Genomic DNA, 23490 nt, shown 5'->3' with positions numbered 1-23490 from the left:
TTTATCCTTACTAGAGTAATTTATATCTATTTAGATGATTTTATCGCTTACCAAGTCTTTATATAATAAATATTGGTCAGTTTTACAAGGATTAATTTGAGTATGATGTCATTATTATCTTTATTTATCGCTGATAATGCTTAGAAAGCGATAAATCAAAACATAATTATGGTAATACATAATCACATATCACCATAGATCATATTAGAAAGTATACTTAAGATGAGTGTTTTGTGTATGTAGAATTAATTTATAGCCCATAACGAAGTCTCAATGATTGTGGATATGGACTGAAATATTTTTGTTTACTAAGGTAACTATCTGGATACTCCGATAAATAATGATTTAGCAGTGTTAATGGCGCTAATAATGGCTGGATCCCATGTCTATAATCTAAAATCAGCTGACTCAATGCTTGACGCTGTTTAGAGGTTAAGTACTGTTTGAAATAACCTTGTATATGCATCAAGACATTTGTATGGTTACGCCTTGTTGCTTGTTGCTGTAATATAGACATAAATCTATTCCGGTATTCGGCAAAAAGCGTATCTAATGAACTCCAGTCTCTATTTGTAGCTACAAAACGACCTAAATCCCGGAATAGTGGCTGTGAGTGAGCTAATAAAACTAACTTATATGTGGTATGAAAATCTATTAATGATTGACGTGTGAAATTGTTTATTTTTAAATGGTTAAGTTCACTTAATGCAAAAACTCGATTAATAAAATTTTCTCTAAGGTGGGCATCACTTAAACGCCCATCCTCTTCAATCGGTAACCAAGGCATATTTTTTAATAATTGGCTCGTAAAAATGCCTGTACCTGCTTTTTTATTACCATTTCCAACGGGATCATACACACGAACTCTCTCTAAACCGCAGCTAGGTGAGTTTTTACATACAATGTAACCACTTAAATTACTTATTTTTTCTAAATATCCCGTAGAAAATTGTAACATTTTATCGGTTAAATCGCCTTCACGCCCATCACTGAACTTCAATTTAATTTCATTTTCTTTAACTAATCGTAATGCAGGCCTAGGAGTTGGTAACCCTATTTCCATTTCAGGACAAACAGATTGATATTCAAAATAGTCAGATAAATCATCAACAGCGAAAGCTAATCGTTTATGCCCGCCATCAAATCTAACTTGCTGACCTAATAAGCAAGAGCTAATACCAACAATTATTTTATTTTTAGGGTTAAATTTTTCATTACTAGCAGATGATCGCGACATATTAACACTCCAAATATTATCCATAAAAATCATAAAGTTAAATTAAATTTATAGTGGTCATATTTATATGATTTTTCTAAAATATTTAAACATGATAAAAAATAATCCATTTCAATTTTAATGACCTTCTTATTAAGAATCGAAAAATAACTGATACTCCTAAAAGTTGATGCTCAATATTAAATATTCAATAAATAACTTAGACTAATTCAATTATCAGTAAGATAAACTACTAAGAAAAATCGACAGTTCATAAAAATAATCCTATATTATAAATAGTCATTGTATAGAAATTATCAATATTATGAAAAAATATCCATCTCCTTTTTCACGTATTACACATACCTCAAATCAGCTTAATAGTTTGATTTTTGTCGCTCTTCCTCTTCTTCTTGTATTGCTTGCGGCCTTGTTTTGGAGTACTGAGCGAATCATTGAACAAGAAAAACGTCGCCTTGAGGTTGATTTTTCATCATATATTGGATATTTAAGAGAACAAGAGAGATTTTTACTTGAACTAGCTAAAGAGAATAACCATCTCTCTGAAATTCTGGAAACCCGAAATTATTCATTAGAATATCAGAAAACTCCAGAAGAATGGCCTTTAAGCTTACTGGAAGGAAAAGAAACATTAGTTGGAATGCCATTCACCTTAGCTTGTGATAATAACTTAGAATGTACACACGTCCCTAGCATATTATTTTCATTAGGTGCCTATCTAGCTGATTATTACTCCACATTTTGGGGTTCATCTTACTTCCCGGCTGCTGCTGTATTTTTTGTCAATGAACATGATAATATCAGTATCAGTGTACCCGCAGTGAATACACTTACTGGTAATGAATCTATTGACGCAGAGCTTTTTAAAACAGTAACAGAAACCGTACGTCGCTCAATTCCCGACATCAAAGAAAAACTCACCCACTATTCAAACGAACAAGAGCAACTCGCTAAACATACGTATGAAAATAAAATTATCTGGATACATACTCTAGAGCTAGGGAATGATTTAGTCGGTATTATTCCCGCTGGATTTGACTTTAACTTATGGCAAGGTGCTGAGTTATCACCAAAAGATATCTATGCAGTAACACTTTTTAATCCTCAGAGGATTAGTGTTTTAGAAAGGATCCTTAATCCAACACTAAACCATAATTTTTGGTTAATACATCATCAATATGGACAACTGCTAGGCTCTTCATCTCTGCCTGAAGGACTCACTGATGGTTTGAATTATACTAAAGATGGCTTATTTCTAAAGTTACACAATAAAACAGGTGAATGGATAGGCTATTATCAGGTTAAATATCATTCTTTTTTTGATGATAATTTATGGTTACCGCTTAGCCTAATTGGTGCTGTATTTTTTAGCCTTCTTTGTGGTTGGTTATACCAACTATGGTATAAACGTACAGTCCTTGAACCTGCCATTGAATTTCAAAATCATTTACTTGAAAGTGAATCATTTAATCGAACACTTGTTGATACAACACCTATTGGGATCTGTGTTATCTCTAAAACCGGTCAAAAAATTATTTTTGCAAATCCATTAGCTGAAATATGGTTAAAATTACCCAAAAATAACAACCCTTTTTATTCTAATGAATATCGTCAATTTATATCGTCGTTATCGATAGAAAATAGTAGTTACGGTAATATTTCATCTTTTATCTCTGGTGAATTTACGTTATACATTGCTTACAATTCTACATATTATAGACAACAAGAGGTTATTTTATGTGCATTTACAGATATTACTAAGCAAATAGAAATTGAGCAACAACTTGATAAAGCTAGAATGGCAGCTGAAGATGCTAATCGAGCAAAATCAAGCTTCCTATCGACAATGAGCCACGAAATAAGAACCCCCCTGTATGGTTTAATCGGAACACTCGAACTACTTTCCACAACGGAGCTATCAGAGGAGCAAAACCGATATTTAAATCGTATATCTACAGCCTCACAACTCCTCATGCATTTAATTAGCGACATACTGGATGTGAGTAAAATTGAAGCTAATCAATTGCATTTACATAATCAGCCTTTTGATATACTAGATACGATACATTCTACCATAGAAACCTATACCCATTTAGCTGATAAGAAAGGATTACTTCTTTTCAGTTGTATTGACTGCAAGATTGCTCCAGAAAGATTTGGCGATGGATATCGACTTCAACAAATCTTAGGTAATTTATTAAGTAATGCAATTAAGTTTACTAAAACAGGTTCAATTACAATTTATGTTTCATCAGAAGATGCTCAGATAGACATCTCTGTCGTTGATACAGGCATGGGCCTATCATCCTCGCAAAAAGAGAAACTGTTTATACCTTTCTTTCAAGCGCATACAGATCAACACACGTATGGTGGAACTGGCCTTGGATTATTTATCTGCGAACATTTAGTTACACTAATGGGCGGAACAATAAATGTTGAGAGTCAAATAAATAAAGGAAGTAAATTTACAGTTCAGATCCCCCTTCCTCCCTCATCAAATCAAACAACATGGCCTAGTTTGAACGGTATGAATATTTGGTTACAAACACCTTATCAAAAAATAACTGAGAATATCTACTCTTGGTTAATTCATTGGGAGGTAAATGTGTGGCTGGATGAAATCGAACTTCAAGAAAAAAATATTGAAGCGGCTAGATTATGTATAGGTGCAGACAATATAGATAAATTAACTACATTTCATGGAGAGCAAATTATTATTCATGATTTAAATATCAATATTCATACCTTATCAAAACAACTTTTGAGCCTATATAACAATGAGGACGTCTCTGAAAAAAGTACAACAACACATACCCAACTATATGATTGTACTGTTTTAATTGCGGAAGATAACCCGATAAATCAAGCTGTTTTAACAGAACAATTAAAGTTGTTTGGCTGTAATGTTTTGTTAGCTGATGATGGTGAAGAAGCGCTAGCAATATGGGATAGTTACAGTGGAAATATTGATCTTGTACTCACTGACGTAAATATGCCTTACATGAATGGATATCAGTTAACGCAAATATTAAGAGATGAAGGAGCCGTATGTCCAATTATTGGCGTTACCGCAAATGGGCTAAAAGAAGAAGAAAAGCGTTGCATTCATTCAGGAATGAATGATTGGCTTGTTAAACCACTTGAATTGAAGCGATTATCTCAATTATTAGAACAGTATTTTGTTCATAAGTTAATTACGGATGAGCACTTACCTTTAAGCTTTATTAACCCTCTAAAAACAAAAGATAAAGATAAAATAATTGAGTATTTACAGAATGATCTTACTCATCTTAAAGACGCCATTGAACAACAAAATAGTGATGATATGAAACAAATAGTACATCGCTTAAGAGGGGCTTTAGCCATTGTAAATAGAAAAGATATCTCAGCCCAATTACAAAAATTAGAAATAGAACTAACAAAGCAGCAAAGTGATGAAACACACTTAAATGAATGGAAAAATATATGCAATAGTTTAGAACAATGGATTAGATCACTTAGTGAAATGAATGATTAAAAATACAAAATGGCAAAAGCAGTTAGTCACTTTCAATACCAAAAATTCAATATTAAATCAATGACTTGAAATAGTCAGCATAAATCCCACCATTAATTGATGATTTTTGGCTAATACTTAATAGTGAAGTTAAACTGCAAATAGTACTGGTTATAAACTCCATATTTTCACATTTTAAATTAATTATTAAACCGAACTCTATAGTTTTATCTATAGAATTCGGTTTAATCTAAGAAAGAGCGCTGATAATTTCACTTTTAAAATCAACTTTACTGTCTCTCTGTACTTCTACAAAGTAGCTCTATTAAGAATTCCAATAACAAATATTGGATTCAGTATTATTTCATTCTATAAATATTTTCATCAGCACAAAAATAAAAAATATAGAAATCAGTTAATTAATTTACCAATAATTGAATATCTTCTTTCATACGAGTATCAACTTTCTTAAAAAACCTCTCAAGAGAACATCCCAAAATGTTTAAAATTATCGCAAGTGTATCCACATTTATATTGCTTGTACCTGATTCATAGCGCGATATCTGCTGCTGAGAGACTCCGACATATTGCGCTAACTCTTTACCTGTATAACCATTTTTTTTCCTTAAATATGCAATTTCTGACGCAACAGCTTTAGAAAAGTGATTACCCAATACAATGTTAACGTTATCATTTACAGTTATCATAGCAACTCCAATAAGAAATTTTATCACTGGCTAAAATAGAGTGATTAGATGTATTTACTCAATAATGTAGTAATTTTGAAATAAAAATCAAATGATCGTCTTTATATGATAGGGTACAACTAAAATTGAATCCTTAAAATTTATTTAATAAAAAACAATGTGATAAAAAAAATTTTTGTGATAACCCTCTTGAAAATAACTTACGTTAAGAATTTTTCACTAAATTTTAGCAAAAAAATGATCGTAATGATTGATATTTACACATACTCATAAGTTTAAACATTTTTTAACATGTATAATACATCATATTTCGATAGGTTTAAAAAGCAAATATATTCAATTAGTTATATTATTTTTCTGTAAATTTAACCCATTTCTTGATATAAAAAGTTACATAACATTTTTTGAAACAATTAACAAACATTAAATGTACAAATAAAACAAAATTAAAACATCAGCAATCTTGTTTATATGTATATTTTTGAACCAATAAAAACTTCATATATAATAATGATAATTATTTGTTTTTAGAGCTACCAATCTTTAAGTTCTCTTCAATTAACCATAAATTTAAATTAATAACTTTATAATCAACCCCTATAAAAGATAAAACAACAAGTAATTTTACTTAGGAAAGATCTATACAACCTATCCTAAGAAATAAAATAAATCTGTCCTTAACTATTTAGTATGACTTGTTTTTGAATAGCAAACTTAGAAACCAAATGAATTTCATTACTATTTTTAAAATTAACATTCACTCTCATTATTTATATATATTGATAAGTAAATTAATAAAATTAATTGATTAGTTAATATGCTTATACAGTTTAAGCTTTGTCTATAACGCGTCTAATATTAGTATTCCTGTCGCTTTACTAACACCAGATACTGATGCATTACCACTTAACGTAGCACTTACGGAAATAGTTTGGCTAGTTAAGCTATTTAATTGAATCCCTGGGCCATTAGCTTGCACTTGACTCCCATTTAACGAGACTTGAGCAGAAACACCATTTCCAAAATTGAGATTTCCATTAGTCACATTGTTTCCAGTGAGCTTTAATTGATAATTTTGGGCATTACCTGCAGTACACGAGATATTTAAATTCGTATTTTGTGTTAATCCATCAATATTTAAATTCGTTGATGAATAATTTAAATTTAAATTTTGACTATTTAAACTACAGACAGATTTATCTACAGGTGTTTCAGGTAAAACCTCAACAGATATTGGCATTTCAATAAAGACCCAATTATTAGGACTTGTACGATCACGACACTCCCAACTAGTCTTTGTTACTTCCTCCGCAGGATGGTCGTAAAATATATCATTTTCGAGTTTTGGTTGTTGTGACATAATAGAGTTTATCCAATCAATAGCTTGATTTTGTGCTGTTAAGCGCTCACCTGCAGAACAAGATGAAGATGTTCCCACACATGAAAAATTTGTTCCTACAGGACACCATTGATTTCTCATAGAAGTTGAGTAATACCAAAAAAAGTTCCCATTAGCTAGGGCCGCTGCTGATATTGTATATCCTCCCTGATATGTTGAACTATTGAGTAAAGTTCTTCCCCAATCAATATCAGAGTAAGAAATAGAGCCATGGGGGATAATATAAGGCCGAATACCAGCTCCTCCGCCATTTTGATAATATAGGCTTGTACTCATTGAACATAAGCACGCCTGTGGCGTGAGCATCGCGGCAGTGCCGCTCTATTCCTAGGCAACTCCCTTCTCGTCTTTTATACTCTGCTCTATGTATATTCCCAGACCCGCTAAATTATTATTTCAATACGATGACGGATGGAACCGTTTCATTGATAATAACCCTGTCGATGAATGGCAGCTCCTCTGTGTTGAAAAGATGCTCGCCTGTAGCACTTGCGCGATGGGCGTTCGTCGTTATTGCTGTTCTTCTCCCGAATGCACGCATTCCCGTTTCTTTTGTCAAACCTGTAAATCCAAAGCCTGCAGTGCCTGTGGCCTCAAAGGCACCGAACAATGGATTGCCCAGCAGCGTCATATTTTGCCAGACTGCGAATGGCAACACATCACCCTCACTATGCCCCACCTCCTTTGGCCTTTCTTCAACAATAACTGGCACTTACTTAACCAACTCTTTCGCTGCGCCACCCGTGCCATGCTTAAACACGCCACGCATCTTGGGCTAGAAATTGGCATTTTTTGTGCGCTACATACTTATGGCCGCCAACTCAATCAACATCCGCACATTCATTTATCGGTCACACGAGGCGGTCTCACCCAATATGACACCTGGAAACCGATTTTTTTCAAAAAAAAAGACGTCGAAAAGGTCTGGCGCAGTGCCGTTATTCGTCTCCTTCGAGACGGCTATTTTCAGTTACAACCGAATAAATTGCCTGGGTTCGGGCACATTCGCGATTACCCAACGTGGTGTCGTTACCTCAATGCCCAGTTTCAACGTTATTGGAAAGTGCATTTTGCCAAAAAGACCCGAGGTGCTTGGCACAACGTGAAATATCTAGGTCGATACCTTAAACGTCCCCCTATCTCGGCGTCTCAGTTGAAACACTACAGCGGAGGCACCGTGGTCCATCATTACTATGATCACCACAGCCAGCAATATCGGCGACAGACCTTATCCCAAGAAGAGATGATACGACGTTATGTCAGCCATATCCCAGCCCGGCATTTTAAAATGATCCGCTATTACGGTTTTTTAGCCAATCGCAAACGTGGGCGCTTATTACCTAAAGTGTATGACGCGTTAGATATGATACATCCTAACGTGCTTGAAAAACCGGGGTTTGCGGCATTGATTAAAGGATTTTTAAACACGGATCCGTACCAATGCATTTTATGTGGAAATCGACTGCGGTTTATGAGTGCGGAAAAAGGCATACATGCCGTCACTTTGCTGTCAGAAAGGCGAGATAAAATGGCTAAAAAACGATGGTTACAAACCGCGGACTAGGATCAGTGTGCCTATTATTTCAGTTTTTGGCTAAAAATAGTGCGATTACACGTTACCATGGTTAGGTTTAAATACGACATAGACCCTTTAGCAGACTCTGATACCGAAACATATCGTTATAGATCCGTTAAACCATTCATCCATTTTCCTAACCATGAACGAAGCTCGCTGCATCGGCGCGGGGGAGTCACGGGGTGACTACGCCTTAGCGTGCTTTATTTTCCGAATTCTGAGACGACCCCAAAAAGATTTTCGGACTGGGCGTTTCGGGCAGCTTTTCCATCCCACTGCGCCAGTTTGAGCGCGACTAAAGCGGCAAAGGCTAATTTACCTAACCAATGATTTTTTTCTTCAACAGAAATCGGGGGATTTATTACTTTTGTCATGTGGGTCGTGATTGTTGTTTAGCGAGTCTTTGTATGCGTTTTAACGTATCGGCCACATCCGATCCCGTGACAGCCCCGTTAGGTTGGCCGTCTTTATCATAGCGTACTGCACCAGGCATAATCGTCGTGCGGTATTTGACACTGTGACTAATGGCCGCCAGGCTGCGTTTCAATTTTTTATATGAAATAGGCAGTTCACGGACTTTTTTGTCCGCAAATAAGGCCTCTCGTGTCCCCACTGCCATGGGTCGAAGTTGTCCATCGGGAAAGAGTTGTGGCCAATAGGTTGAAATATTGGCAATCGCCTCCTCTAACGGCAGATGTTGTTTTGGTGGCGTTGGCGGAATGACTTTCTTTTCTAACGGGATGACAACCGCTTTCTGTTTTTTCGCAGGGGTTACTTTTTTAGTCGGTTGAGCTGGCGCTGTTTTGGCGGGTTTATGGGGTTTACGCTGTGTATTAACCACCACCTGTTTACGGCGACGTTGAATAACCGGTTCGGCATTTTCCGCGACGTTTTCCGTCGGGGGGCGTTTTAACGTCAGTGTTTTGCGCTCCATTTTAACCTCAATCAAAAATTGCGTTAACCATCAATACATTACTACCAGATTATCACGAAATTTCACCTAAATCACCCGCCCGTAGGGCGGTAGACGGCAAAAATAGTCACAAAGAACGAATAGTGGTTAGGGCCGTCGAGACCCGCGTGAGCGGTTACGTGCTGTTTAATACCCCAATCTACCCCCTGTCCTGGTTGAGCCGATTGAATCTAACACCGTCATTTTGCTTATTTGACCCTTTGAAAAACGCAGTGAGACGGGCAAGAGGCGACGCCTCGATGAACGGCTGTAGCTGCGCGTTAAGGTGGCCAGAGGCCAGCTTTACGGGGGCAACGGCACGATATTGACACCGTAATCTGAGCGACAGCCATTTATGGCTTGTAAGCGAAGGCTTTATTGGGTTTATCTCTTTAGAGTGTGCGGCTTGAAAAAGCAGAGCCGCAACTCCTTTTATTAAAAAGGACGTTTAGTTCAGAACCTAAAAACGAATTTAATCATAAAACACGAATATTATTCGAAGTTAATTGCAGAGAATAAAGCCATTCTAAGTTAATGGGGTAAATATTCAGCTAAAATGTTTCCACAATCATCATCGAGATGAATGGAGAGATTGAGATAACGATTTTACTGTTCAAAAAACACGCTATCCAGATTTAGGGCGAACGAAACCACCGCCAGTCAAGGCGGTAAATTTAGGGTGGATGAATCAGGAGTCGGGTAAGTGTTCCAGGTAATGCAGGTAAATAGCCTGCCCTTGAACACTCGGATACAAGGCTTTCATTTTGCGCTCAAAAGCCATGACCGCCGCAATGGGCTGTGTCACCTTCCACGATTCAAAACGACGCCAGGCGGCATGTTCTGCGCTTTCTGGTGATTCCAAACTTTTGGCTAACGCTTTCTTTTCCTTCAAGGCCTTCGCTAAATGTTTCTTTTCTTGTTTGAGCGCTTCATCTTTCCCAACCACGAGGGTTTTGAGCTTGTTGAGCAGGTTGCGAAGTTTGTGCTTAGTATCCAGTGATGCCACATTCGCGCGCGCAAGTCGCAAGACATGTTGGGCGTAGCGTTTTTGGTAGCTCTCTTTTAATCCCTTCTTTTCCATCCAACGGCTAAAGCTGGCGACCACTTCCCGCAGCTCTAACGCGGAAAATCCGAGTCCATGGAAAAATTCAGGCCGTATCCAAATACGCATGGCTTTGTATTGCTTGGCCTCGATATCAAAATCGCGGTCAATGACAATCAGATTAGCTTGTTCCCAATCGCGCAAAGCATGGAGGATGGGGTCATAACTTTTACGACCACTGTCATAGCGATACAGTTGGCCACACAACTCCGCCAACTTCTCCACGGAGCACATCACTTCAAAGAGCGCGTCACTTTCGGGGTTGTAATCCGCATAGGCGATCATGGCCATCGCTAACGCATCAAACGTTTCTCGACGCTCTGAACGCACGGATATCCGCTGCTTTCGGCTGTAGCGCAGTTGATATATATGGGGGTTTCGGTTCCAATCATGACGCTTTAACGCGGCCGCAAAGCGACGCACTGGCACTAATTTCGGTAATTGCCCTAAAAATTTTGGCGCATAATGCCGATGAATTTTGCCGACGGAACAAGGGATTGCAGGATTTGATATCGCATTATTCATGCTTCTCCGCACTTATGTTGTACGGAAGGAGTTGAATTTTTTTGCGCATAATTCTATACTCCCCGCTAGGAAGTCAACAATGTCCTAACGGATTTGCTGGTTGAGCCCCCGATAATCTTTCCAAGCCGCCAAGTTTGAAGAAGATTTCGGGGGTTTTCCATTTCTGGGTTCGAGTAAAAAGCCTCTACTCCCAGTTCTTTTACCACCTTTCGGCGTGGCGACCACAAAATTCACATCAATTGTCGGCTAATTTAGCACTCTATGCGCATTCAAGCAACGTCTTCACGATAAAGACGCGATTTATTCACAAAATTTGTGATAAAACTTGAGGTTCGACGCGAGAGAAAACTAAATAGAACTGGCGGAAATCGCCAACAATCAATGCGGCTAAGCGCGGTTATTTACGGTGTTTAGCAAGCCCAGCAAGATACCAAGCCAGTGCTTCACCATTATAAGAAATCACCTTCAGTGTCACCAAGTTAGCAATATGCGCCTCGACAGTGTGAGCTCGGGCAGCGCCTACGATATTGATTAAACAACGACGCAACCCAGTAAGTTGCTTCGGAAAACCGTTATTACGTTGAAAAAAAGGTGTTTTGAGTACTTTTTTAGTCTCATCAAGTGAAAGTGTGCGTTTTTGCTTGGTTTGGATGACCCCTTGCAGCGTACAAGATCGCCCGCGTTGTTTTATCGTATTCATTAAGGGCATCAGCCCTTTATCGTTGGTAAATACAGTAAATTGACACGTTTTATCCGCTTGCTCATGTGCCTGCCCTAAGTACCAGGCAAGGTGAAAGTCCACATTATTCTGACTGACTTGACTCACCTTAATGATGTTGAGGATATAGCGCGTGGTTGTTTGTACGGGTAATTTGAGGCTAACTTGCTTGGGTCCGACAAAAACAAAAACCTGTTGGTACTGCTCAAACGCTATCGGATCTAAATACGGGACATTTTCTAAATCGACAAACGCCCATTGGGTTTTGGCTGATGTAACTGGCTTTTCCATCGATAATTCACATCCTTAATCACCAAATTCACGGTCACGGGATTTTTCCATCACCATTTCACGCTCTTGTTGACGCAAAACGTCTCGTTGTTGTTGCTGATGTTCACGCTCAAGCTGAACGGCCTTTTCAATGACTCGCTCTTTCGCCTCCAATAAGTCATGTTCCCCTTTCAGCAAGCTATCACGCTCTTGCGCCATCACCTGCCGCAGTTCGTCCTCGCTCAGTTCAGGCACTTTAGGCTCGCTGTTCGCTTGCTGACGTAAGGCAGCTTCAGCCTCTTTTAAGGCTTTATCAATCGCCTGCTCCTCGGGGGTTTGCAGCGATTTCGGGTCACTGTCTGCTTTATCGGTTTGCGTGGTATTTGGGTTCGCATAGGCGTTATCCACTTCCCCTTGCGTGATTTTCTCAATCATGGCCGTATGTAAACGTTCATCAGGATTGAGTTGCACCACCACACCCTGTTCGGGTTGCTGTGCCATTACCTCAAAGGCTGACTCTAGAGTGTTCACAATCACGGTTTGCCCGTTTTGACTGGGTTTCACAACAATAAATTGTGCCTGCTCGCTCCCGAGTAAACGCCCTTCAGCGCGAAGCCCCTGCAATTTATCCCCGTCGAGTTCAATCGCTTGTAACACCGTACCTTGCGCTTTACCGTGGATATCGTAGGTAGGCCACGCAACATGCGGTTCGGGATGCTTGGTGGACGGGTAAACAAATTTCCCTTCATGGGACTCACCTAACCCCATTTGGCGACTTAATGCGCGCCCAATCGCGGTATCATTAAGGGGTTGTGCACGCTCAAACAGTTGATTCCCCACTTTGGCGCCGCGGTCTTGTTCAGCTAACAACACGTCGTGCGCCGTCTGCCGGTTCCCTGGGTTCTCAATGGCTCTTGTCCATTTATCCAAATCATCACTGTAGGTTTGGACATGGGCTTTAGTTCGGGATAAAGCGACATATGCATCCCGTAAGGTGGCCAGCATACGTCGTCCTGACTCGACACCCCCAAGGACAATCACATACAAACTACTTGCCCCTTGAGCTTTGTATGCCGTGCCTGCATAGCCGTAATCCAGATGTTGGTCAGTCAATGCCCCTTTCGGGTCAAGCACACGAGATTCGTCGCCCTTAGTAAGGGTGATTTGCCCGTTGCCACTGACCTCACTGACCGTCCAATCGCTGTTCATCACGCGCCCCCGCTCTTTGTCTGTTCGGGTAAAGTTAATTTTTTCCCCTGCGGCGATATGACGGGTTTCTTGGCGGTAAATACCAATATCCAGCAAGCTACTTTCAAAGGCCGAGAGTAAATGCCCTTTGCCTTGTTCATCAACCAGAGTCACAATCCCGTCACTGACGCCCTCTTGAGTCACCTCAATCCGATAGTACTGCTCTTGGATGAGGGCAATTTTACCGGCATGTTTTGCCAGTCCTGCTGTTGATAACAAGGCCTCAGTGCGCGTACTCTCACGCACCAATATCGGGACGTCTTTTCCCCCTTGTAATTGCCCTTGCTCGACTAAGATTTGATGAATACCGCGATTAAGTTCATCTTTATCGCGGTTGGTTTGTGCCACAATCAGCGTCTCTTTTTGGGCTTCAGGTGTTCGCCCACGATAATCATCGAGAATATGCGTGATAACCTTGTCACCCGCATCGACCACCGACTGTTCGGGCAATTCCGCCCCCGCTCGACGGGGAACCACATCCGGTGTCACGCGATTCATCGTCTCCATCGCAGTTTGAATATTGCCGGCTATGATGGCTTCAATGGCAGGACGAAGCTCGGGTCTTTGCCGCACGATTTCTTTTATAATGGCAGTTTCAAGGGCTGAACGGTCTTGCGCAAGGGCTAATGGGTCTCCACTGTCCACCGACAATAGCTGCGCCCTATCCCCTGAAATTGGCGCTCGCCCGCCACCTCGGCCAATCACGTCTAACACCTCAGTCATAATTTTGTTACCGACCATCGAACCTTCGTCGACTAAAAAGAGGGTGTTTTTAAAATCCAGCACTTCCCCTTGCTGTTGGCGTTGGTTCGCATCCATCAAGAAAGCATGCAAGGTTTGCGATTTAACCCCCACTGCCGCCAGTTCGCCGACGGCTCGGTGTGTGGGTGCAAGACCTATCACTTCCGGTCGCTGCGTCTCAGGGAGTGTGTCCAGGGCCTTGAGAACAGCCTTCAGCTGGGTAGTTTTCCCCACCCCTGCGTAGCCTTGTATACCAACAAACTGGTCGCGAGTAGTTAAAATCAATGTGGTGGCGGCCTTTTGCCCCTCCGTTAACCCTTCCAGTACGGCATCAGGGACAGACTCCATCAGCGGGGTTTGTGTTCCTTTACCGGCTAAAATGGTGGTCAGGATTTGCTTTTCCATCTCCCAGGTACTGGCCGTCACGTAGTGTTGTTGTGCCGCGCCTTTACCACTGGTCACGGGGATGATGGCTTTTTGGGCGACTAAGCGGTCAAAAGCTTTACCCAACGATTGACTATCGAGCGAGTTGTGTAATGGTAACGCTTTGGCAATTGCATCGATGCGCGAGAAAAAAACCTGACTCTCTTGTGCTAACGCCATGCCTTGTTGCAAGGCTTTTTCGGGCTTAGACAATAACGCTTCCGTGGCTTTATCGGCCGCTTGTTCAATGGCTTTGCTGTCTAACCCTTCAACCCCCGCTAACTGCCGCGCTTGCTGATAGACTGGCGAACGCGATAAACGACGCTCTGTTTCCATCTTATCCAGTGGCGTATACACGGTAATATGTTCACCACTGCGTGCCGCCGTATTGAGTAAGGTGGGCTGTGTATCCCGTGCAGATGCGGCCAATAACACCGTGCCCGTATCGTTAGCCTGTTGCCCTGGTGCGGTAACATAGCTGTAATCAGCTTTGACGCCGTCCCGTACATCAATGCGATGCGTTTTTCCGTTGAAATTAACCATAATGGCGTTTGGCATAAATCCCGATACCGTGACCCTGTCACGTGCGGAGAGCTTGTTTTGCTTCGCCAATATGGTTAGCTTCTCACCTTGCTTGATGTCCATCGTTTGACGCTGATAGGCACTCCATTGGCCATCAAACTGTTGGGGTTTCATCACCTGTTTTTGCCCTTGACTGTCAAGTAAAGTGACCGAACGGGTTTCAGGGGTGACGCGGTCAATAGTAAAACGCTCAACCTCCTTTTTATCTGCATTCCAACGCTCCATCACCATGCCTTCACGGTAACTGTCGATTTGCTTGCGTGAATGGCTGTCGAGCCACACGGGTTTGAGCTGTGTCACCGTCACCGTTTTTTCACTGAGCATCCCGCGCTCAGTCAGCGTTTGGCGAATGGTATCGGTCACGATTTTTTGCTCCCGAACGCCACTGACCTGCGCAACCACGGGTTTCATGTCGCTGTGCAGCTGCGCGTAATCCGCCGCCAGTGCCGCATAACGATGATTTTTATCGGGTATATGCGCGGTTTTCACCGTCAAGACAGCGGAAGACTCGCCTTGAAAACGCGGCACCCCCGCATCTTGTAAGGTGGCCAACACGTTGCCCGTGCCTTTGCGGCCGCCACTGTCCATCATGAGCACCTGCACATTGGCAGATTGAGCACTTTCAAGTAAGGATAAGGCCGATTTCAATGACAGTTTTTCGGCATTGGCAACCACCAAAGTACTGTTGGGTTTAAGCGGTTGACCGTCACCCAGGGTCATTTTCGGAACATAAGCAAAACGCTTATCATTGGCAAAGGCTTGACGACTGGTTGTATCAAGGGTCATCACTGCCACATCACGCCCTTGTGATTGGGCCATCGTGATACCGTCTAATACCCCGTCTCGCTGCGCTTTACCAAGCCCTTGACTGGCCACAATCGCAATACTGGGTAACGTATCGGCTACTTTTTCCATCACGGGACTGAGGGCCTCTGTCCGCGCCTGAAAACTGACCGTGCGGTTATGTTGCTTCATGTCGGTGGCGATTTGTTGTAACTTTAGCTCGTCCATCAAATGAATGGATGAGGTAAACAACCCTTTTTTCTCATCCAGTGGAATAAGTTGACGCTGTTCAATCGCCACATCAATCGCTTCACGCACCTGGGCTATCATGCCCGCACGGGCTTCCAATCCCCCAAGCGTTTTAGCCAACACTTGGCTGTAAGTCATACTAAGCTGCTTATCACTGAGTAACGCAATCGCATCGGTAACAGCGCGGGTAATATCGGGCTGTATATCCCGAGAGGCATCGCCCATCTGGCCTTTGGCAAGGCGCTGCTCGGCTTCAGCGTAAAACGCTTTACGCGCATCGGCCCCGAAACTATTTTTCTCCAAGCGGTCAAACCAGTCGGTTAATAACTCACTTTTTTCAGGGGTTGTTTTGGCCTGACGGGTATCAAGCGCCGCCACATCACGGGATTTGAGTGAGGCTTCATGCCCCACCGCATCAAGGATTTGCTGACGACGTTGAGAGAAGGGTGTCACAGGAACACCATCAATTTCCCACAAGCTATTACGTCCTGCGTTGTGGGTTTTAAATCCCATCCCTTCAATCTCTTTACGCAGCGTATTTTGATAGATTTCCCCTAATGCGATCCGTAAATCATACAATGCTTCACTGAACCCCATTTTGCTTCGAGTATCGCTGGATAATGTGCGCCACTCACCATTATGCTCCGTCATGTTCATGACAAGCGCGTGCGTATGGAGTTGGGGGTCATGCTCCCGAGACGTATCATGGTTAAATGCCGCAACGACAAGGTTTTTGGTCATTTCCAACGAGGTTTTGCCATCAATCATTACCCGCGTTGAGGTAAGTCCTTCCACTTCATGGAGGGCAACCTCAACAGCACGATTGTGAGCCTCTATCATCCGTTTATCACCCAGTACAATACCGAGTACCGACACGCTCTTAGGGGCAGAAAACGTTAAATCATGCCCTTCACGGTGGACATTTTTACCGTTTTCCATGCGCTCTAGACTTTGGCCATTGGGTAAGCGCCCTTCCAGGATTTCACCTAATTGGTCTTTAGTGACATCCCTCTCTAATCCCAATGATTTAGCGCCTTCGCCCATCCAGCGGGCTTCAAGGTTGCCGAGGAAATAATAATTGTCTTCATGGGTATAATAATTTGCCGCATTATTGGCAATCGGTGCAACAGTCAGCATTACCATTTCTCCCAATTAGGATCATCATGTTCAAACTCTTGTGAAGAATTCGAATGATTTGCATGAGGATCACCCAAAATTTCCTTTTCTTCTTGCCGCATGCGTGTATAGCTGTCATACAGGTCTTGTGGGTTTTCTTCGTGCTCCGTGGTCGTCCCCAACACTTCCCCCGTATCGGTGTTGACGCGCAAATTATCAACAACCACTTCTCGCCCCCCTTGGCTTTCCGTTAGGTTTTCGGATGATGCGGTTCCCGTTGCTATCTGACTGTTTTTGGGCGTCGTTGAATTCGGTGTTGGTTGAACGATAGGTTGAGGTTGAGCAACGTCTGTAACGGTATTATTAGGTGTGGTCTCAACAGGCAATTCAATCGGCTGACCACTTATCAAGCTATCAATGACCTGGTTCACACCGTCAGGGATAGCGCCCATTTTTAATCGCTCGTTAATTTCAGCTTCAATCTCTTGGTCTAAGCTGTCATTAATCGCACGAGCCGTGAATTCGGCCGCAACGGGTTTGATTTTTTCGTAGCGCATTGCATGTTTAACAACAGGATATTGGCCGGGTAATGTGATATAACAGGTCAAATCCGGTAGCGATTGCACATCGGAGTAGTTAACTAAATCGCTGTCTTCTTGCTGTTTATTAAACGAAACCCCATCACGTACTGTCTCTTTACCGTAACTGTATTGCTCACTGAACCGTTTGATCCGTTCTTGCCCGAGCTGGTCACGTACCCACTTCGCCACATTTTCATCCGGTGAACGAAAGAAAAAACGGGTATTGAGTAAATCCATCATCGCATCGGCATAGTCTCGGCCGTAGGTATAGTCCAGCTGCGGTTTATTCTGAAAGCCAAGCGTGAAACATCCCCCAAACTTACGGGCTTCAGACAATACTTGCGGTAATTCAGGGAGTTTATGCAGTGAGGCTAATTCATCGTAGATAAACCAAACACGACGCTCCGGATTTTCCCCCATTTCCAGTAAACAGTTGGCTGCTTGTGCTAGCCACATGGAAATTAACGGTTTTAAGGATTCATGTTGACGGGCATTACTGGTGATCCACAACCAGCCGTGACGCGCCTTTTTCTCATTGACAGTTTTCATCCATTCACGGATCGCAAATGGCGCTTTACCGTTGCGCTCAATCCCCTGCAGGTAGCGTAATGCTTTGACGTAGTTAGTCAGAACACCACGGATTGAAATCGCGGTTTTTTCTACTTTCTCTTCCATCAAGTTACTGGCTTCCGTCCCCGCCACATACGCGCGTAACGTTTTGAGATCAATGGCCAATAACGTCCGCAATAACTTGTTATAACTGCGCTTATCATCAGATCCGAGTTTAGCGGATACCGCTGTAAAGATAGTGCGCGCCGAGCCTGTCCAAAACGGGTCTTCTGACGTACTTTGGGGAATAAGCGTATTCGCCATGCTGTCAAAATCGGGTGTTGTGAGACACTCTCGCCACAAATCCCAATTTTCACAACGTTCATCTAATGGATTGAGTAATTTATCGATGTTTTCGTTATAGTGCTTTTTGACCAAAGAACAGCCCTTATCGAACACAATCACCATATCGCCCCGCTGCCGTAATTGAATAAGCAGCTTATTCATCGCATTGGATTTTCCTGACCCTGGTGTACCGTGCATCAACATGTTTTGCACTTCACTGTTGAGTTTCAACGGGAGCCCATCAAAGGTAATCGGGGAGGCTTCACGGCGAGCATGGAGCATATTACGGACGAGCTTAATATCTTCAGTTAATGTCCGCCCTCCAATCACATCGTCTTTGGCTTGACGCTGACCTAAACGGTGCAAAAAACGGTAAATAACAAAGGCGAGAATGCCGACAAACACGGAGGCCCACACAAAAGAGAGCCAGAGTTCTTGCAGAAAGATGTCGCCTGCATACATCATGTAGGGATCTTTTAAAATATTGGCCGACGTAAATCGAAAGAGTTGGCCATCAAAATGCACATCATAAAGTGGCGGAACTCGATATAAGGCTTTCTCGCCCGCCGACGTGAAATAAAGCCACCAATACAGACCGCCATTTTTAATTTCTTGTAGAGGGACTTTTAAATAAAAAATTAAGGGTAATAGAATTAAATAAAAATTAACGAGCCAAAACGAAATCCGTTTATTTACCTGCATGAACATGCCGAGCATATAGCTAAAGACTTGTCCACCCTGCGTAATATGCTTGGTTGAACTCATGATAAGATCACTCCTTCGAAATAACGAATAGCGAATAAATTAGAAGAGATAAATAATTCAATTTTATTGCATTAATATATCATTGACTGACTGTTTAGATTTAAGCGCACAAAATGTGATACCTTGCTCTCGACTCAAATTGTTCGTTTTAATATATACAGGAATGTCAGCTATTATCTTTTTTGAACTCATCTTCTCGAGTTCATTAAAAATGAACTCTAAATCAGGTGAGAGCACATGAAGGTAATTCAAATATTGATTCACATTTTCTTGATTTGATTGATTAGGATACTGATAGCCAACAACGTATTGGCTGCAACTGATAATGACATCCCGTTGCGTATGATAATTTAGCATCTCTTTATTGAGTTTATTTATTTCATGAGAATAGGAAAATTGACTCAAGAATAATAAAGACAAGGTAATACCCACTTTATTCAGTGTTGATTTATTCATAATAACCTCAATTTAATAGTCGATATAAAAGTAGGAAGGGATAATTTAAAAACGTGATTATCTTAGGCGAGAACACTCTTGGTGCTTGATACAATTAACACAATGCTGCACACCAGGTAAGGCAAGTCGGCGTGCCAGCGGAATACTCTCACCGCACTCGATACAAACTTTTGCACTTTGACCTTGATATTTAGCACGTTGACTCAACCTTAAAGACAGCAAAAACTCGCTCTCAGCTTGAGAGACATCAATTTCATCCGCCATTAGAAACCTCTAGAAACGAGAGGGGCTATTCCCCTGAAAAATTTATTATTTAGGGGAATGGACCGTTAACAAACGAAGTGCGTTAGGGTTTAATTAGATTTTTGATTACTAAAGATTTCACTCATAAGCTCTTTCACTTTTTGTGAGTCTAAATTAGATTTGAAATTAATTAATATCGCACCTATAAAATATACACAATCAACTTGTGCAAGAACAAAAAGAAGTGTATTTAACTTTGTGAATAACCTATCCATTAACAAGTCAATTACTGGAGCTATAAATATAATAATACTTAAAAAAACTTGAACATATGCCTTTTCCTTCATTTTTGAAGTTGGAACTATTTTAAATGACACATAACTCCAAAAAATAGCTACGCCAAAAAAGAACGAATTAAAAATAAACGCATATCTTTCAAAGTTAATAGTTTTGTATTCAGCATTGAATGCTAAATATAAGCACAATAGCAGCAATCCTATATTTTTAATGAAAATTATTTTTTTGTATTTATTCATAAATGTTCCCTTTTAATCACTATTCTTTTTATAATACTTTTCTTTACTCATAAGTCCATTAGAGTCTGGTGTTTTTTCAACCCTTCGAGTATCCGTAATTAATCCTGCATCCATGTGCTTTTCTCTTTCTTTTTCCATTTTCACTTCATGCTCTTGTATTTTTTCTTGGTGATTTAATTTGAGTTCATCATGACGTCGTTGAATTCCCACCGCGCCTTCATTTATTTTTCCTTTTACTGTACCAATTTTATCTTGATATTCCTTTTCTTTTTCGGTGACTTTTTGAGCAGTGTCATGTTTTATTCCAGCATTCTGACTGAGCGTATTAACATCCTGCACATGACCATCATATTCAGCCATTAAACTCTCTCCTGAAGGGATATTTCCCGCTGATGCCGTTTTATCCATGGCAACGATACTCGCCCGATTTTGTGCGTAATCATTTTTAACATTTGGAAGTAATCGGTCATTAATAAAATCTTTTGCCAACGCTTCACGTTCTCTTGCTATTGCTAAATCACTCGTATTACTTAATATCGCATCAGCGCGACTTGGCACGGCTTGTCGTACATAATTAGCAAACTCTTGGTCTAAGTTACTGTCAATCTGCGCACTATTATTCGTCACATAGCTGGCCATATCACTGTACTCTTGGCTTTCGGTCGTACTGCGAGAATACTGCTCATATTGATTTTTAGCTGTATTCAGCGTTACACTGAGCTGACTGATTTCCGAGCTAGCCTCATTATCGTGACTATTTGTACCATCTGATATTTTACTGCTATTGAGTAGCTCAAGCCCTTCATTAAATTCCCGTGTCCGTTGAGCACTTTCTTCACTTCCTGCATCTTGATTTCTAGCACCTCTTTCTTGGGTACTATTTTGTGTGCTATCCGTATTTCTGGCATTACTATCAAGGTATCCCTGCACACCTCCAAATACTGGTAAAGAGAATCCCCCTTCAGCTTTTGCTCCTGCTGTTTTAGAGAAATCTACGCTATTACTGAATAATTTCGATAGTGCCTCTTCCGTTGTACTGTTATCCGCTTTTCGCTGAGAATCCACTGCATTCTTGATTTTTCTGTAACCTTCACTCTGATTGCTACTTATTCCAGAATCTGTCATAGCGGACACAGTCGCACTGTTACCAAAATTTTTACTAAATTGAGCTAATTGATTAGTTGCTACATTGACCGAACTTTGGAAAGCACTCATTGCTTGCGCAGCCGTTGCCTGTGCATGTTTAGCACTTTGCTGTAACGAACTCACCATCGCCTCACTGCCTTTAATGGAAACAGGCAAGCGTGACATTGCGCCACTGGTATCCATAATTTCTTGACCACCACTGGTTACCGTATTCATGGCACCGCTGGCGAGTTGTCGTGTCATTTGACCATCACGGAAACTCGAGTTGGTATCCCACTTATTACCTGCCACATTGTCGGTCTGCATATTATTAAACGCCCACGTTCCATCTGCGGCTTGTGATGAACTCGCCGAGGCCGAGCTGTTAATGGCTGTACCGAGATAGTTCCCTGCCTGTGCAACAGCTGGCCCTAGCCCTTTCACAATCGCCATGGCAATAAACGGAATGGACAAGGTTAACCAACCCGCAATTAATCCGATATCACTGTGAATTTGCTGAATATGCGCCTGATTTGCTAGGTTGAAATCCAATCCATTGGTTTGCCCACGCAAATAAAAACTCGTTGCATGGTTGAGTATGGCGAACATTGGTGCCCAGGATTGCAGATAAATAATGGACATGATGTAGTTAAATAACATGCGTGTCGTTAGTGCATGAACGGTCATCAGCAGTATAAAAATGGGGAACAATGCAACAATTAACGAAAACAAAATGGTATATAACAACGGCGTAAAATTGGTCGCCACCGTTGTCGATGTGGCCCATGAAAGCCGCATTTTGTTATACGATGATGTAGAGGCTAAATTCACTAAACTGGCCGTATCGCCACTTTGTGCACTGTATCCAGCAATCCCTTGTTTAAGCGCATTCATGACCACGGAATTTCGCATTAACTGACTGGCAGTTTCACTGCCAGAGTAGTAATAATTGTAACTATCCCCAAGCATGGCGCTAAACAACACATTCGCATCAGGACGACCTCCAAAGATACGCCTGACGGCATAAGCCCACGTTTCTCCACCTGTTTGAGTATCGGCACCAATCGCGGGCATGAGTACGCGTTTGGCCAAATCTTCACATGTCCAAAATCCGGCGGGTTGTGCTTTTTTATTTCCTTCAGGCACCATCACGCCCCGTAAAGGGCTCGGTTTTTGAAAAATCAGCGTATAAGGGTCACGACTGTTCATTAATTCTTGAAAGGAATATTTGTGATTAATTAAGATGTCACCAATGACACAATTTTTGGTGTACAAACTCATTAATTCAGCAATATCCCCATCTGTCGACATAACATCACTGACATTTCCGACTAAATTTGCCCCAAATAACATGCCCGTTTTACTGTAACTTAAAGAGTCTGGCATATGGAAAATCGACTCATACAGCTCCGTTAAACTCGTACCAATCGAACTAATCATATGCGCAGGTGCAGCTAACCCGAGCGGAACATTATCAACGAGATAAACTCCCGTGGGGTCGGTTCGGTCAATGATTTGCACGGAACGCTTAGGCCCAAGGAGCACACTTGAAACCAAAATAATGTAAGCGGCAAACTTGATGACCTCCTTCGGGTCATGCCCTCGCAGGTACACCACAAAGAAGGAGGCAGCGGAAATCAGCAATGCAATGCGGAACATGGATTCCCATGATGAAGAACCCACAATCGCCGCTACACCATTGAAGACCTGCATTAGGTATTCACCACCGCCTAAAACGTACACCGTATCGATAGATGCCATCTTCA

Annotated in this window: 15 protein-coding genes; 2 read left to right on the top strand and 13 right to left on the bottom strand. The window is 41.5% G+C overall.

Features of this window, described 5'->3' with window-relative positions; genetic code table 11:
• Positions 1–250: 250 nt before the first annotated feature.
• Entirely contained in the window at positions 251–1237 is a 987-nt protein-coding gene (locus ACU696_RS00590; RefSeq protein ID WP_209102827.1) for a YbgA family protein, read from the bottom strand.
• A 304-nt stretch (positions 1238–1541) separates the two neighbouring features.
• Between ACU696_RS00590 and ACU696_RS00585 the strand changes: the two genes are divergently transcribed.
• Positions 1542–4754, top strand: a complete 3213-nt coding sequence (locus tag ACU696_RS00585; RefSeq protein WP_209102830.1) for a hybrid sensor histidine kinase/response regulator — start codon at positions 1542–1544, stop codon at positions 4752–4754.
• Between the two features lie 398 nt (positions 4755–5152).
• On the opposite strand, the gene ACU696_RS00580 is transcribed toward ACU696_RS00585, so the two are convergent.
• A complete protein-coding gene (locus ACU696_RS00580) occupies positions 5153–5440 on the bottom strand; it encodes a helix-turn-helix domain-containing protein (protein ID WP_110592991.1) in 288 nt (95 codons plus the stop codon).
• A gap of 841 nt (positions 5441–6281) precedes the next feature.
• Entirely contained in the window at positions 6282–7115 is an 834-nt protein-coding gene (locus tag ACU696_RS00575; protein ID WP_447343017.1) for a hypothetical protein, read from the bottom strand.
• Between the two features lie 88 nt (positions 7116–7203).
• On the opposite strand from ACU696_RS00575, the gene ACU696_RS00570 reads away from it, so the two are divergent.
• Positions 7204–8403, top strand: coding sequence for an IS91 family transposase (locus ACU696_RS00570; RefSeq protein WP_447343016.1), 1200 nt, complete (start codon positions 7204–7206; stop codon positions 8401–8403).
• 215 nt (positions 8404–8618) lie between these two features.
• Here the strand turns inward: ACU696_RS00570 and ACU696_RS00565 are convergent, their stop codons facing one another.
• From ACU696_RS00565 to traG, 10 genes are all read right to left on the bottom strand, one after another.
• Entirely contained in the window at positions 8619–8789 is a 171-nt protein-coding gene (locus ACU696_RS00565; RefSeq protein ID WP_447343015.1) for a hypothetical protein, read from the bottom strand.
• The gene (locus tag ACU696_RS00560; RefSeq protein WP_242439625.1) at positions 8786–9349 is read right to left on the bottom strand and encodes a ProQ/FINO family protein; all 564 of its coding nucleotides are present in this window, start codon (positions 9347–9349) and stop codon (positions 8786–8788) included. Before ACU696_RS00560 ends, ACU696_RS00565 begins: the two co-directional genes overlap by 4 nt.
• 706 nt (positions 9350–10055) lie before the next feature.
• Positions 10056–10994 carry a RepA family replication protein gene (locus ACU696_RS00555; RefSeq protein ID WP_447343014.1) on the bottom strand — a complete coding sequence of 313 codons (939 nt, stop codon included), beginning with the start codon at positions 10992–10994 and terminating at the stop codon, positions 10056–10058.
• 397 nt (positions 10995–11391) lie between these two features.
• Complete coding sequence (locus ACU696_RS00550; RefSeq protein WP_447343013.1) at positions 11392–12003, bottom strand: PIN domain-containing protein; 612 nt, start codon at positions 12001–12003, stop codon at positions 11392–11394.
• A gap of 15 nt (positions 12004–12018) precedes the next feature.
• A complete protein-coding gene (traI, locus tag ACU696_RS00545) occupies positions 12019–17145 on the bottom strand; it encodes a conjugative transfer relaxase/helicase TraI (RefSeq protein ID WP_447343012.1) in 5127 nt (1708 codons plus the stop codon).
• Entirely contained in the window at positions 17145–19364 is a 2220-nt protein-coding gene (gene traD, locus ACU696_RS00540) for a type IV conjugative transfer system coupling protein TraD (protein ID WP_094962755.1), read from the bottom strand. The genes traI and traD overlap by 1 nt, the downstream gene beginning before the upstream one ends.
• A 63-nt stretch (positions 19365–19427) precedes the next feature.
• Complete coding sequence (locus ACU696_RS00535; protein ID WP_094962756.1) at positions 19428–19820, bottom strand: hypothetical protein; 393 nt, start codon at positions 19818–19820, stop codon at positions 19428–19430.
• 57 nt (positions 19821–19877) lie between these two features.
• Entirely contained in the window at positions 19878–20084 is a 207-nt protein-coding gene (locus ACU696_RS00530; protein ID WP_094962757.1) for a TraR/DksA C4-type zinc finger protein, read from the bottom strand.
• An 89-nt stretch (positions 20085–20173) separates the two neighbouring features.
• On the bottom strand, positions 20174–20599 hold the full coding sequence (locus ACU696_RS00525; RefSeq protein ID WP_094962758.1) for a hypothetical protein: 426 nt from the start codon (positions 20597–20599) through the stop codon (positions 20174–20176).
• A 12-nt stretch (positions 20600–20611) separates the two neighbouring features.
• Positions 20612–23485 (bottom strand): conjugal transfer mating-pair stabilization protein TraG, encoded by a 2874-nt coding sequence (traG, locus tag ACU696_RS00520; protein WP_447343011.1) that lies wholly within the window; start codon positions 23483–23485, stop codon positions 20612–20614.
• Positions 23486–23490: the final 5 nt, after the last annotated feature.

This window comes from Providencia sp. PROV_01, assembly GCF_053098325.1.
The sequence above is the reverse complement of the archived record's forward strand: the minus strand, read 5'-3'. Positions and strand labels throughout refer to the sequence as shown.

Coding starts and splice junctions, on each gene's coding strand:
- traD (WP_094962755.1), bottom strand. CDS start 19,364: ATGAGTTCAACCAAGCATATTACGCAGGGTGGACAAGTCTTTAGCTAT.
- ACU696_RS00555 (WP_447343014.1), bottom strand. CDS start 10,994: ATGAATAATGCGATATCAAATCCTGCAATCCCTTGTTCCGTCGGCAAA.
- ACU696_RS00535 (WP_094962756.1), bottom strand. CDS start 19,820: ATGAATAAATCAACACTGAATAAAGTGGGTATTACCTTGTCTTTATTA.
- ACU696_RS00575 (WP_447343017.1), bottom strand. CDS start 7,115: ATGAGTACAAGCCTATATTATCAAAATGGCGGAGGAGCTGGTATTCGG.
- ACU696_RS00550 (WP_447343013.1), bottom strand. CDS start 12,003: ATGGAAAAGCCAGTTACATCAGCCAAAACCCAATGGGCGTTTGTCGAT.
- ACU696_RS00590 (WP_209102827.1), bottom strand. CDS start 1,237: ATGTCGCGATCATCTGCTAGTAATGAAAAATTTAACCCTAAAAATAAA.
- traI (WP_447343012.1), bottom strand. CDS start 17,145: ATGCTGACTGTTGCACCGATTGCCAATAATGCGGCAAATTATTATACC.
- ACU696_RS00525 (WP_094962758.1), bottom strand. CDS start 20,599: ATGAATAAATACAAAAAAATAATTTTCATTAAAAATATAGGATTGCTG.
- traG (WP_447343011.1), bottom strand. CDS start 23,485: ATGGCATCTATCGATACGGTGTACGTTTTAGGCGGTGGTGAATACCTA.
- ACU696_RS00585 (WP_209102830.1), top strand. CDS start 1,542: ATGAAAAAATATCCATCTCCTTTTTCACGTATTACACATACCTCAAAT.
- ACU696_RS00570 (WP_447343016.1), top strand. CDS start 7,204: ATGTATATTCCCAGACCCGCTAAATTATTATTTCAATACGATGACGGA.
- ACU696_RS00580 (WP_110592991.1), bottom strand. CDS start 5,440: ATGATAACTGTAAATGATAACGTTAACATTGTATTGGGTAATCACTTT.
- ACU696_RS00530 (WP_094962757.1), bottom strand. CDS start 20,084: ATGGCGGATGAAATTGATGTCTCTCAAGCTGAGAGCGAGTTTTTGCTG.
- ACU696_RS00565 (WP_447343015.1), bottom strand. CDS start 8,789: ATGACAAAAGTAATAAATCCCCCGATTTCTGTTGAAGAAAAAAATCAT.
- ACU696_RS00560 (WP_242439625.1), bottom strand. CDS start 9,349: ATGGAGCGCAAAACACTGACGTTAAAACGCCCCCCGACGGAAAACGTC.